The 12,799-nt window shown below is 29.5% G+C and carries 13 protein-coding genes; 3 read left to right on the top strand and 10 right to left on the bottom strand.

Going from position 1 to position 12,799, the window contains the following annotated elements; translation table 11 throughout:
- Positions 1-12 precede the first annotated feature (12 nt).
- The 9 genes from LQ679_RS03135 to LQ679_RS03095 all read right to left on the bottom strand — a co-directional run bounded on the left by LQ679_RS03135 (position 13) and on the right by LQ679_RS03095 (position 8,398).
- Positions 13-1,311, bottom strand: a complete 1,299-nt coding sequence (locus LQ679_RS03135; protein WP_239762071.1) for a DUF6583 family protein — start codon at positions 1,309-1,311, stop codon at positions 13-15.
- Between the two features lie 278 nt (positions 1,312-1,589).
- Positions 1,590-2,198 carry a C39 family peptidase gene (locus tag LQ679_RS03130; protein WP_037589072.1) on the bottom strand — a complete coding sequence of 203 codons (609 nt, stop codon included), beginning with the start codon at positions 2,196-2,198 and terminating at the stop codon, positions 1,590-1,592.
- 147 nt (positions 2,199-2,345) lie between these two features.
- Positions 2,346-2,702 (bottom strand): transcriptional regulator, SarA/Rot family, encoded by a 357-nt coding sequence (locus LQ679_RS03125; protein ID WP_037589073.1) that lies wholly within the window; start codon positions 2,700-2,702, stop codon positions 2,346-2,348.
- Positions 2,703-3,120: 418 nt separating this feature from the next.
- A complete protein-coding gene (locus LQ679_RS03120; RefSeq protein WP_025906850.1) occupies positions 3,121-3,474 on the bottom strand; it encodes a DoxX family protein in 354 nt (117 codons plus the stop codon).
- Positions 3,474-4,526 carry an LLM class flavin-dependent oxidoreductase gene (locus LQ679_RS03115; protein WP_239762070.1) on the bottom strand — a complete coding sequence of 351 codons (1,053 nt, stop codon included), beginning with the start codon at positions 4,524-4,526 and terminating at the stop codon, positions 3,474-3,476. Before LQ679_RS03115 ends, LQ679_RS03120 begins: the two co-directional genes overlap by 1 nt.
- A 130-nt stretch (positions 4,527-4,656) precedes the next feature.
- Positions 4,657-5,019 (bottom strand): hypothetical protein, encoded by a 363-nt coding sequence (locus LQ679_RS03110; RefSeq protein WP_239740453.1) that lies wholly within the window; start codon positions 5,017-5,019, stop codon positions 4,657-4,659.
- A 26-nt stretch (positions 5,020-5,045) separates the two neighbouring features.
- Positions 5,046-5,594, bottom strand: a complete 549-nt coding sequence (locus LQ679_RS03105; protein ID WP_239762069.1) for a tubby C-terminal domain-like protein — start codon at positions 5,592-5,594, stop codon at positions 5,046-5,048.
- 30 nt (positions 5,595-5,624) lie between these two features.
- Positions 5,625-6,371 carry a transcriptional regulator, SarA/Rot family gene (locus LQ679_RS03100; protein ID WP_239762068.1) on the bottom strand — a complete coding sequence of 249 codons (747 nt, stop codon included), beginning with the start codon at positions 6,369-6,371 and terminating at the stop codon, positions 5,625-5,627.
- Between the two features lie 14 nt (positions 6,372-6,385).
- Complete coding sequence (locus tag LQ679_RS03095) at positions 6,386-8,398, bottom strand: helix-turn-helix domain-containing protein (protein ID WP_239740452.1); 2,013 nt, start codon at positions 8,396-8,398, stop codon at positions 6,386-6,388.
- 488 nt (positions 8,399-8,886) lie between these two features.
- On the opposite strand from LQ679_RS03095, the gene LQ679_RS03090 reads away from it, so the two are divergent.
- The gene (locus tag LQ679_RS03090) at positions 8,887-9,666 is read left to right on the top strand and encodes a CHAP domain-containing protein (RefSeq protein ID WP_037589080.1); all 780 of its coding nucleotides are present in this window, start codon (positions 8,887-8,889) and stop codon (positions 9,664-9,666) included.
- A gap of 45 nt (positions 9,667-9,711) precedes the next feature.
- Here the strand turns inward: LQ679_RS03090 and nhaC are convergent, their stop codons facing one another.
- On the bottom strand, positions 9,712-11,112 hold the full coding sequence (gene nhaC / locus LQ679_RS03085; RefSeq protein ID WP_239762067.1) for a Na+/H+ antiporter NhaC: 1,401 nt from the start codon (positions 11,110-11,112) through the stop codon (positions 9,712-9,714).
- A gap of 379 nt (positions 11,113-11,491) precedes the next feature.
- Here nhaC and LQ679_RS03080 point away from each other — a divergent pair, with 379 nt between their 5' ends.
- The gene (locus tag LQ679_RS03080) at positions 11,492-12,052 is read left to right on the top strand and encodes a CHAP domain-containing protein (protein WP_025906859.1); all 561 of its coding nucleotides are present in this window, start codon (positions 11,492-11,494) and stop codon (positions 12,050-12,052) included.
- A 144-nt stretch (positions 12,053-12,196) separates the two neighbouring features.
- Positions 12,197-12,595, top strand: coding sequence for a DUF4870 domain-containing protein (locus tag LQ679_RS03075; RefSeq protein ID WP_204255776.1), 399 nt, complete (start codon positions 12,197-12,199; stop codon positions 12,593-12,595).
- Positions 12,596-12,799 lie beyond the last annotated feature (204 nt).

Raw genomic sequence — 12,799 nt, 5'->3', positions numbered from 1 at the left:
ACTCCTCTCTAATTATTGAATATCTTTCGCAAGATCTTCTCCTAAATCTTGTAGCTTATCTTCTATTTCTTTTGTTAAATCATCAACTTCTGAGTCTGATAATGTATTAAAGTCAATCGCGCCATCTTTCTTGAATTTAATGTCTTTTTTCAGTTCAGTTTTACCATCCATAATTAATTTAATATTTTCACCATTCACATCGAAATCAACATTTAATTTTTGTTTTTGTTGATTGTTTTTAGTGTCTGTTGTTAAATTATGGTCGTAATTTAAGTCTAAGCTTTGACCGCTAGATGGTGCAATCGTCACTTTACCTTTATCTGTACGTTTATCTCCATCAACTTTAGATTTATTATCTAATTTTAATGTTGTTGTTGAGTATGAATTTTCTTTGATTTCTAAATCATATTTATCGCTAATTTCATCTTTACCAGTTGATTTACCTTTAAGTGTAAGTTCACCGTCTTCACCTGGTGCTGATACTTTATAATCTACTTGTACGCCATCATCGATAACATTTGTACCTTGAATTCTAACTTTTTCATTATCTTTATTTGTAATTGTTAAGTCACGTTTCAAGATTTCTTTACCGTCTACGTAGATGATAGATTTCACTTTAGGATAATTTTTTACATCTTCGTCTTTAGCTTTCTTCAATAAATCTTTAATTTCTTTATCATACTCTTTTACATTACCTTGTTTTTCTACGATGTTTTTAATATCTTCATCTTTTTTAGCTTCTTCAAGAATTGCTACAACGATTTTCTTAGTATCTTTTTCACTTAAGTTCATTGTTACTTTTTTCAATTCTTTTTCATCATCAAAAATCTTAACTTTTTCTTTATCTTTTTCAAAGTTATCGTCATCTAATTGATCAACAAATAAGTCACTATATCTTTTTGAGATTTTGTCGATTTGATCTTGAGAGATTTGAGAGCTAGATAAGATCGTATTTAAATTTAAAGAATCATTTGTAATTTCTTGTCCGTCTGTTGAATCTAATGATTCACCAGTAGCTTTTTCGATTCCTTTTTTAATTTCATTATTTTTTACTTTATATATGTCTTTAAATAATGGTGTTTCTAAATATTGATTATTTTTGTCTGCGCTCCATTGGAAGTTACCAATCTTGTTGTCTGCAATTGTAGGTTCAATACCTAATTTAGAGTTTTTCGCTTTAGGATCATGCCCAACATTAAAGACAATATTCGTTGAGTCGATAACTGACTTTGGTATGCCTAATTGAGAAACTAATGAATCTGATACTTCTGCTCCAAATTTGAATGATGTTTCATAAGATTCATCTTTCATTTTATCTTGGAATTCAGTTTCGTTTTCAAATCTGTCGTTAAAGTATTCTTTCCAAGATTTTGCTGATTCTTGTTCACTTAATAAATATGTATTCTTTGGCGTATTTGTTAGAAAATATTATGTTGCTGCGCCACCAATTCCTACTATTGCAAGAAAGGCTACTACAATTCCTATAATTAGTAACTTTAATTTAGTAGACATTTAAACACCTCTTTTTAAAATTTATAACCATATCATAACAAATGTTACAACATTATGACATAATATTTTAAAAATAATTATATTTTTTTGTAAATACACATTTTTCCTGGCGTATTATAACTCATCTTCATTTTATTTTTTTTCATTTTGATAATTTGATATTTGGATGGCCATAATGCTGGTATATATGCATATCCCAGTATTTGCTTCCATAAAGGATCTATATAATAGTAATACTCATCATCATATCCAATTAATAAAGTTACATGGATATTTGTAACATAGGATTTACCTTTATCACCGATTTTAAAAATTTTGCGAATCGGTTTAGCTCCTAATGTCGTATGATATATTACAACCGGATGACCTTTATCAATTATCTTCTCTAGATCTTCAAGTTCAGTACCCGTACCATCAATAATTTCTGAATCATATCTATTTAGAAATTCTGCAAGTACATTTGGAAAAATAGTTTGGTGATGGCCAAATTTGATTAGAAAATGATTGCCTACATATCCCTTTTCTGGGTTATCTGAATGTGTTGGCCACTTACTCATAATAGTCGTTGCATTAATATCTTTATTATAGAAATTAAGCAGCATCGAACTTGCCGTACCTTCACACCCCATAACCATTGGTATAGGAAATAATTGACTTTTCGGTTTAACATTTAATAATTCGCCCATAGAGGTTCTCCTTTTACGATATCTTCTTAAATAAATTCGTTTGTTTATACATATAATATATCATTTAACATTTAACTACATAGTATAAAAAAGCGGGACAGAGCATCTTTTACTAAAAAGATTTCTTTATCCCGCTTCTCGATATTATTATAGTATTTCAGCTTCAATTTCCATTAATAATTTTTTTATCTTTTTATGTTGAACTTTTGATACTTGTAACGCAACTGTTCTCTCATCTTGATCATTTCTCTTTTTAGAAATAAGTCCTTTTTCTTTTAAGTTTTGCACGGCTTTTGAAATATAATATGGCTTAAATTTAGATTGTTTAATGATATCTTTAACGTTGTAACAATCTTTTTCTCCTTTATATATATAAACTAAAATATATATTTCTTCGAACGAGAGTGCAAATTGACTTTTGATATTTGCGATATAATCTTTTGATTTCCTAGTTGTAACAACTAATTCAACGATGTTTCTGATTGGTACTGATACTGATTCCATTGCAAATCAACTCCTTAAAATAATCTAATAAATAGTTGAATTGGTATATTGTGCAATCTTTAGTATCTATAGCATTTTTCCCTTTCAACACAATGATTTAATAATATTTATTATTTTATAATGACTTTTAAAAACATTCAATAAATTTTCAAACAATCACTTTTCAACATTTCCAACTTTACGAAAAACCCTTATATATCAAGCCTTACAGCGTACATTTTACAAAAAAATTACCTGTGTATATAGTTTTTATTTATGACATTTTAAAAAAATATTACTTTTTAAATATAAAGAATTCCTACCATAAATTGAATAATATATAATAATGATGATGGCAGATTTTCTTTTGCATTTTCCTAATTTTGTTTAAAACAAAAAATCTGGTACATCTTAATGTACCAGATTTAAAGATTGTATATTATTTTTTCTTACCTAATGTATCAACGAAACTTAATGCAGATAAACCTAAAAGTGTTAAAGCATGTTTAGCACCTTTAAAGCCATGTCCAGCTTCATAGTGTTTATATGCTGCAACTGTCATAACCGAACCTACAAGTACTGAACCTAATCTTGATAAAGATTTGTTGCAAGCACTTAAGAATAAGAAGATAGAACCTACTAATTCAAGTCCACCAGCTAATTTCATAGCATTTCTTGAAAGGCCGAATCCTTCTTCGAATTGTTGAGCCATACCGTCGTCATCTTTCACTTTTGGTTGACTTGAATCAAAAATTTGTTTACCTACATATACATTTAATAAATATCTTAACATTACTTAATTTCCTCCTTATTTTTCATATATTCATCTACAATCGGTTTAACTTGCTCACCTAATAGTTGAATAGATTTTAATACTTTTTCATGTGGCATAGAGCCTACTGGTAAATGTAACATAAATCGATTAATACCTAAATCTTCATGCAGTTTAATAATTTTAGATGCAACTGTTTCAGGACTTCCAACAAACAATGCACCATGAACAATTTCTTGTTCGAATTTTTCCATTGAATACGGTGGCCATCCACGTTCTCGGCCTAATTGATTTATAACATATGCACTTGATGGATAATATTCTTCCATAGCTTGTTCATCAGTTTCAGCAATGTAACCCCATGAGTGTGTCGCTACAGGTAATTTAGATGTATCAAAACCATTTGATTCAGCAACAGCTTTGTACATTGCCACATTACGTTTAAAACGACTTGGCGCCCCTCCTATAATAGCATAAGTGATAGGTAATCCCAATTTTCCTGCTCTCATAGAAGATTCTGGATTACCTCCAGTTGCTAACCAAATAGGTAATTTATCTTGAACTGCTCTTGGAAATACTTTTAAATGATCAATTGCAGCTCTTGTTTGTCCTTGCCAAGTCACGGTTTCATTTTCATTAATTTGCATTAATAAATCTAATTTTTCTTTATAAAGTAAATCGTAATCTTTTAAGTCATATCCGAATAGTGGAAATGACTCAATAAATGAACCTCTACCTGCCATAATTTCTGCTCTACCATTACTAATCGCATCTAATGTAGCGAATCTTTGATAGACCCTAACAGGATCGTCAGATGATAATACTGTTACTGCTGATGACAATCTAATGTTTTTAGTTTGACTAGCTGCAGCTGCTAACACTGTAACTGGATCTGATACTGCATAATCTTCTCTATGATGTTCCCCTAATCCATAAACATCTAATCCTACTTGATCAGCTAGCTTAATTTCTTCAACAATTTGATTTATTCTTTCATGTGCAGGGAAAGGTTTGTCCACACCATTAATTAGAGAGATTTCAGCAAATGATGATAATCCTAATTCAAATTTCATGTTCTCACCTCGATATAATTATTATACTAGATATAATTATAGTACTAAATTGTCATTTGTCAATATTATTAATCAAAATAAAAAAGTAGCACATAAACTTCTGCAGAAGTTTATGTGCTACTTTTTTTGTTTAAAGATTATTTTCTAAATTGCATAACTTGATAATAGACTGTTTTAAAGGCATCTCTTGTTCATAAATCCTTAACTGATCGATTGTTTCTGGATTTAAATAAATACATTTTTTAGGTTCTCCATTTTGAAATGCAACAATTGCTTCTCCATCTTCACTACCTTCAAACATTCTATCAACGTCTGAAAAATATTGACTCAAAATATAAATTAATGCATCACTATATCTTTCACGGTCTTGTTTATATAATTCAACTTGATCATCTTGTATATAATACGCATCAACAATAGTCATGCCATCTATTTCAGATATTTCATGCGTAATATCTTGATTCAGTTGTTCTCTCTTAAAAAATTTAAACAACGTAAACGATCCCCTTCATTTATCAATTAATTAGATTTACTTCTTTGATATTCCTGATACTCAAAAAATACTTGGAATAGCATGATTAACATTGCAGGATGATATTTTGAATTAACAATTTCAATATTATGATTGGATGCAATTTTAAATCTTTCAGACTTAGTCTCCATGACTAAATTATTTGCTTCATCTGTTACTTTTACAGATCTAGATATAAACCCTGATTCAAACAATAAAGTATCGTTTTTTTCACCATTAAATATTATTCTAGGTTTAAATCCAATTTTTGTTTCGAATGTACCTATTTTAGTGTCGTTCTTAAATACTTCCCAAACAGTTTTAAAAGGTGTCTTTAACTTTCCTTCTATCGATCTTTCTTGTAACACTTTAAAAGTGCCGCCTTCAAATTCAATCATAAAATTATGTTTCTTTCTTCCTAACAACGCAAATGTTTCTTGTCTAGTGGACGTATAATATAAGCTTAGTATAAATACAGGATTATTGTGTTCATCATAGACTTCGATTGGTTTTGTTGATGCACCGAAAAAGTTTTCTTTGAAATGAAAATGTGACATATTAACCTCCTGAATGAGTTGTTATTATGCTCATTCTACCATAGCTAAATTTTGTTCACCATCTTTAATATTTTGTGATTTTAGTACATTTTCTATCATTAATTTAATCAACTTTTCTTTATCCTTCTTAATTGAAACTAATACAATTCGTTCATCTGTATTTGATCTTTCTTTATCAAGATAGTTTAACTTTACAAGTGCCTTTATAGATTTATTGATTTTTACTAAATCCCATCCAAACTGATCTTTAATATCTTTTAATGTTCTACATCCATTTTTAGACATCTCTATAAATAATAAAATCATAAATTGATCGATGTTCATTCTATATTCATGATTGATACTGAGATGTATATCATTCATCACACGATTAACCTCTATCACATAATCAACGAAACAATCCATATTTAAGTCTGGATAAATCTCATTTAAATTATGCTGAAGATCCATTTCTACTTGATTAATTAATTGAGATATTTTCGATTTGTGACGAGTTTCTACTATTATAATGATTTTTCTCTCATCTTGCTTTAATCGTTCTTTTTTATAATAGTTCAAATCATGTAAATAGGATATGACATGAGTTAACATCGTTTGATTAATACGAAGTACTTCTTTAAAATCTAGAGCTGTATATTTTCTTCTATTTTGATTATCGTTAATAAACTGCAAAATTTTTAAATGATAAATATTTAATGCGTAATTTTTCTTTAGTATTTTCTTCACTTGAAAATTTAAATAATTTAATTTCAATAATTCGTTCTTATATTCAGTCATAGCTCAATACCACCTTATTTTATTTTTTGTTTTATATAGATATGCTTAATGACATCAGCTGAAGAATCATAATCTATTACTAATTTTCTTAACTCTTTCTCAAAATTTATTGTATTTATCTTATTACCAGTTTCTTCATTAAAATGCTGATTAATTGGCTTATTACGTTTAATACAAATATCGTGAATTCTATACTCAATATCCTCAATGTTCAATCCAGTAATATTTAGTTTTTGATGCAGCTTATTAAACAGTTTATTATTTGGAAAAATTAATAGCTGATATTCATTTAAATAATGCGTAATTACAATATTGTCATTAAAAAACACGATATTTCCTCTTAATCTTTTTAAAGTTAAGATTAATTCAAATAACTGATACTGACTTTCTTTATTTAATTGTAATTCTTTGATCATAAGGTGACTGCTCTGTGAAGGTATCATACTATCAATCCAAGTATCATCTATAATAATTGAAATTCTTTGCTTATACTCTAAACACCATTTAAATGTTTCAATAAGTGATTCGATTCGATTAGGGGTTGTCGGTTGATATAAGATATTTAACGAAGAATTATTCTTTAATATAGTAGTTATTTCTCTGTCGGAGACTAATTCATTGTAAACTTTGCATGCAATTTGGTTATTTCCATCTATTATATGTGTCATTTGATTAGCTAAGTATTTATCGTAATCATTCAAAATTAACGTTACTTTTGAATCTTTCAATGTTTCATTTATCATTTTATAAACATGATTATATTGGTAATATGTCATATTTAAATAGAAATGAAACTGCCTCTGTCCATAATAGTACGTACAATCAATTAAATAATTTAATAGTCGCTTAAATTTATCTGTAAACACTTCTAAATTTTCAGTTCTAGATAAATTTATTTCAAATGAAATCTCAAATTGGTGTTCCATTGAGAATGAAAACATTTGATGCATCAATCTATTACTTTCAAAATTCGATTCGTTTAAAAGTCCATTAAGTAAGTGATGCGAAAACAATAATCCAAATTGCCCAATTTCTCTTCTCATCGTTAATAACTTTGATTGCTGAAAATTATTAGTTAATGTTTCAATGTTACTGATATATATTAATAAATTTGAAGTTGGAATCTTTGATGTTGATTGTGTATCTATATGAATATCTGAACTAACATAATCTACAACATTGGTAGATAACTCCTTTATACGATGAGATATATTTTCATAATTTTTAAGAAGAATTGTTCGTTCATTACTAAATGGATAGTACTGATCATTGGTCAGTTGCTTTCGATATTTCGCTGGCGTTATGTGATACTTTTCTCTAAAACTTTCTATAAAGTTCGATTCGTAAGTAAATCCATTATCCCCCGCAATTTGTGTAATAGATTTCTTTGAATAGATCAAGTCAAATACGGCATAAGATAAACGTATACTTTTTCTAAGTCCTATAAATCTCATATCCGTTATTTCTTCTAGATTTTCTGAAAACCATCTCACTGATAAAATACAATTCGTCGCAACTTCACCTATATATAATTTTTCTTTATAATTTTCATACATATAATTGATTGCTTTATGTATATCATTATTTAAAAAGTAATCATGATCTTCATCTACAATCCTATATAACCTCAATGTCATCATCAATTGCTTAATTGCATTAATCACATTTCTATCTTTATTATTTTTATATTTAAAGTAATTGACCAGCACCTTGTTCATATAAAACCTAAGCGCTTTGTAATCAAGTTTATCTACATCAATATAATACTTTTTATCAAATTGAAAAAAGTAATCTAGTTCACATCTTGATAAATATAAACTTGCTATAACAGTATCCTCTTTAGAATAAATACGATAATGTTCTAAATCATTAATGATGATAATTTCATTTTTTCGATAAACTCTTATTTTTCCATTGATATAGATTTTACTACTTCCTTCTATTACAAATAGAAGTAATAACCCCATATTAAAATCAGATTTAATATTTAAAGGTTGGTAAATTTTAAAATTACTATCATATAACATGTCAAACACCTCAATTCCTTATGAAACATCTTTATTTACTATTCACGATAATTATAATTCAACAAATATTACTAAAAATACTTTATTCTTGACTTTTTATTATGAAATTTTGTACTTATTTTAATCCTTCAGAAGCAATATTCTTTTATTTATTGGATATAATTTTTCGTATTATTATCCAAAGTCAATTATTTTATTATGTCTTAAATATTACAAACGTGTAACAAAGAATCCTGTTTAGTAACTAAAAGTGCTTAAAAACGTTGGTATTATAACGTTCTTTATTCAGTGTAAAATGTTCGGAATTATTACATGAAATCTTTAGATATTTAAATTAAATTACAAAGCTTTAACATTCAACACAAACTAAACTATTTCTGATAAAGTAGGTTTTGTTGATTAACAGCGAAGAAAAAACTTATTAGAAAAAAAACATAAAACATATACGAAAAAATTATTTTTAAATTATCTAGGAGGATTTATTTATTATGAAGAAAATCGCAACAGCAGCAATCGCAACAGCAGGAATCGCAACATTTATGGCACATGACGCAGATGCAGCAGAAAATACACAAGGATATAATCCAAACGATCCATATTCTTATTCTTACAATTACACAATTGACCAACAAGGTAACTACCACTACACTTGGGAAGGTAACTGGAATCCATCATCTCATTACGGTTACCAAGCTCAACAACAAGTAGCAACTAACACTGCTTCTTCAAATAACGAAGCAGCTTCAAATACAAATTATTCACAACCAGCATTCAATGCTGCACCAAATGGTGGTGGTTTAGGAGATTCTCATAACACATCTTCAAACCAAAACAATGTTCGTGTAACAACTACACAAGCACCATCAACTAGCAACCATACAGCAACTACATCAAACTCAAGTTCAAATGTAAGCACTACAACTACATCAACTTCTCGCCCATCAACTGGTGGAGGAGCTAACTTATACACTGCAGGACAATGTACTTACTATGCATTCAGCAAACGTCCTGACTTAGGTAGCACTTGGGGAAATGCTAATAACTGGGCTAACGCAGCAGCACAATCTGGTTACACAGTAAATAACAAACCATCTGCAGGTTCAGTATTACAAACTACAGCTGGTGGATACGGTCACGTTGCTTACGTAGATAAAGTAAACTCTGACGGTTCTATCCAAGTTTCTGAAATGAACTACCAAGGTGTAGGTGTTGTTTCAACTCGTACAATCTCAGCTTCAGCAGCTGGTTCTTACAACTACATTCACTAAGATGAATATAAATAAAAAAGAGCAATCGCAATGATTGCTCTTTTTTTATGCATTTGTTTTTACTTTTTTGATACCGATACCTGTTATACCATAAAATGCTGCAAAGAACACACATAAATAACATGGTACAGCCCACCAGAAGAAATCTCCTAACGAAACACCCAATAAATCACGATAATATATACCTGATGTTCCCCATGGGATAAATGGCAATACCATCGTCCCACAATCTTCTAGCGTTCTTGATAAGTTTACACGATCTAAATTACGTTCATTATACATGTCCATTAACAATACACCTATCATAATAATTACGACAGATGCAACACCAGCTGCAAATACCAGTATTAAGCTTCCCGCTATCGTAACTAATATCAAATGTGAATCTTTAGAGACTTTACTAGATATTGTCGTTAAAATAACTTTTAAACTGCCAGATGCTTCTACAATACCCGCAAATGCATAACCGCAGAAAATCGTTACAACAATTTCAGTCATACTCATAATGCCACCTCGTTGTAACAGTTCTACCATTGAACTTGATGCATCACTTTCAGCTAAGCCTGTCATATTGATATTGAAACCTTGCATCGTTACATTAAATGCATCTACTATTTCAAATCCATTATTAAACACACCTACAAACATTGCGACTAAACTAGATAATAACATCATCGGTACAGTAGGTTTTCCTATACTAATACCTAAGACTATAACAATAACTGGTACCCATACCCAAAAGTTTAAATTAAAAGCTGTATCAATATTACTCAGCAATTCATTTATTCTTTTGCTTTCTACATTTTTAGCATCAAATTGTAAGCCTGCTATAAACCATATAATAAGCCCAATAATTGATGCAGGTATTGTCGTCCACATCATATGTTGGATATGCCTAAAGATATTTACTTTCGTTACTAATGCAGCTAAATTGGTCGTATCAGAAAGTGGTGACATTTTATCTCCAAACACACCACCTGCTATTACAACACCTGCAACCATACCTATCGGAATATTCATTTCATTAGCAATCGCCATTAATGCTATACCAGCTGTACCTACTGATCCCCATGCAGTACCTGTAGCGACAGATGTAACGGCTGTTATGACAAATGCAGTTACTAAAAAGTATGTCGAATTGATCGTTTCTAAACCATAATAAATTAAAGCAGGTACAGTGCCTGAATACATCCACGTACCTATTAAAATACCGACTGCAAATATTATGTATATAGCTGGCATTGCAGTTGCTAGCCTCTTTGTAATACCATCTTGTAAGTCTTCCCAAGTTAAGCCTACTCTAATGGCTATAAAGCTCGCATAAACCGCTGCAATAATTAATAAAGGCTGAATTGGATAATGTAAAATCCCAAAACCAATCAATACGACTAGCCCCATAAATAAAATCGTAGAAATTGCTTCAAATAAAGTTGGTAATCTCTTCATATAATGCCCCCTTCAATATACTTAGAAAACTAACCATATTATTTAATATATGAAAAAAGTAGTCGCAAATAATTTGCTAACTACTCTTTTTCAATGTTTTAATCCTTAACATAAATATTACAAGCAAATGACATTAATTTTCTAAAAATTCACCGTAAAACCTTATATTATCGGTATATTTTCTATATTACTGTTTGTCATAATTGGTCATAAATATTACTAAAATATTGTATCTGATTATGATTAAGTAACAAGTGTATGAAAACACACACAAACATAAAAACATCTGTTAAAGTATTATTTGTCGTCGGAAAACGACACAAACAAAACTAAAATTTAAATTTAAAACATATACGAAATTTACGGAGGATTATTTATAATGAAAAAATTAACAGCATTCGCAGTATTATCTACGGGATTAGCAACAACAATAATTGGAAATGGTGAAGCTTCAGCAGATACTTTCGATAACGCTCAAGCTCCAGTCCAAAACCAAACTCAAACTCAAAACTTTAACTATACTAATAACTATAGCCAAAATTACAACACTTCAAACATGAGTCAATCATTTACTTCATCAGTAACACAAACTGCAACTCAAACTACAAGTTCATCAGCTAACTTATACACTGCTGGACAATGTACTTATTATGTATTTGATAAAAGACAAGCAGCTGGAGAACCAATTAGCTCAACTTGGGGAAATGCTAACCAATGGGCAGCAAACGCAGCAGCAGATGGTTACACAGTAAATAACACACCTAAAAAAGGTTCAATCTTACAATCAACAGCTGGTGCTTACGGACACGTAGCATACGTTGAAAATGTAAACTCTGACGGTAGCGTTGAAGTTTCTGAAATGAACTACCAAGGTGAAGGTGTCGTATCAACTCGTACTATCTCAGCTTCAGAAGCTGGTTCTTACAACTACATTCACTAAGATTAATTGAATATCATGTATATGGAGACTGGACATATTATTGTCTAGATCTCCTTTTTTGTTTATAAAATAATTAATTTATATTATTGTTTGGCGGCAACGGTAAAAAAATGTATACTTGAATTAAGTTAGGAGGGATTATACATGAGTGAAAACGAACAAAATCCATTTCAACAAACTTCAACACATTCAACATATGAAGAAGTATCACAACACGTTGATACAACTGATGATGATAGATTATTCGGTATGCTTATATACTTAACAAGTTTCTTTGCTTCATTCTTTGCGCCACTTATCATTTGGTTAATTAAAAGAGAGAACTCTCCATTCGTTGATAGAATTGGTAAAGATTATTTAAACTTCTTTATTTCATATACGATTTGGGGGCTTGTTGCTTCCCTATTATGTTTAATATTAGTAGGTTTTATTTTAATACCAATATTAGCTATTTTAGCTTTTGTCTTTACGGTTATTGGTGCTATCAAAGCATACAATGGAGAAACTTATTTACCACCATTATCAATTCGTATGATCAAATAACACTTTCAATTTTTGAAAGTGTTATTTTCCTTTTTTATAGTAAAACTGATTAAATACTAAAATTAAAATTCGTGATAGAATGACGTATACTCTTATAATCTTAAGAGTGACGTATTTTATGAATCCCCTTTTTAAACGTTATTTGTGCAGTTCCATTTTTATGGAAAGGCATAATTTTTTTTGTACTTTATCACTACAGTGCTT

Origin of the sequence: Mammaliicoccus sp. I-M35 (genome assembly GCF_022386455.1) — a bacterium.
Classification (GTDB): Bacteria; Bacillota; Bacilli; order Staphylococcales; family Staphylococcaceae; genus Mammaliicoccus; species Mammaliicoccus sciuri_A.
Note: the sequence above shows the minus strand (reverse complement) of the source record. Positions and strands in the feature narration are given on the sequence as shown.

Bases quoted from the DNA above. Each gene is read 5' to 3' on its own strand.
- LQ679_RS03135 (WP_239762071.1), bottom strand. From the start codon at position 1,311: ATGAAAGATGAATCTTATGAAACATCATTCAAATTTGGAGCAGAAGTA.
- LQ679_RS03130 (WP_037589072.1), bottom strand. From the start codon at position 2,198: ATGGGCGAATTATTAAATGTTAAACCGAAAAGTCAATTATTTCCTATA.
- LQ679_RS03125 (WP_037589073.1), bottom strand. From the start codon at position 2,702: ATGGAATCAGTATCAGTACCAATCAGAAACATCGTTGAATTAGTTGTT.
- LQ679_RS03120 (WP_025906850.1), bottom strand. From the start codon at position 3,474: ATGTTAAGATATTTATTAAATGTATATGTAGGTAAACAAATTTTTGAT.
- LQ679_RS03115 (WP_239762070.1), bottom strand. From the start codon at position 4,526: ATGAAATTTGAATTAGGATTATCATCATTTGCTGAAATCTCTCTAATT.
- LQ679_RS03105 (WP_239762069.1), bottom strand. From the start codon at position 5,594: ATGTCACATTTTCATTTCAAAGAAAACTTTTTCGGTGCATCAACAAAA.
- LQ679_RS03100 (WP_239762068.1), bottom strand. From the start codon at position 6,371: ATGACTGAATATAAGAACGAATTATTGAAATTAAATTATTTAAATTTT.
- LQ679_RS03095 (WP_239740452.1), bottom strand. From the start codon at position 8,398: ATGTTATATGATAGTAATTTTAAAATTTACCAACCTTTAAATATTAAA.
- LQ679_RS03090 (WP_037589080.1), top strand. From the start codon at position 8,887: ATGAAGAAAATCGCAACAGCAGCAATCGCAACAGCAGGAATCGCAACA.
- nhaC (WP_239762067.1), bottom strand. From the start codon at position 11,112: ATGAAGAGATTACCAACTTTATTTGAAGCAATTTCTACGATTTTATTT.
- LQ679_RS03080 (WP_025906859.1), top strand. From the start codon at position 11,492: ATGAAAAAATTAACAGCATTCGCAGTATTATCTACGGGATTAGCAACA.
- LQ679_RS03075 (WP_204255776.1), top strand. From the start codon at position 12,197: ATGAGTGAAAACGAACAAAATCCATTTCAACAAACTTCAACACATTCA.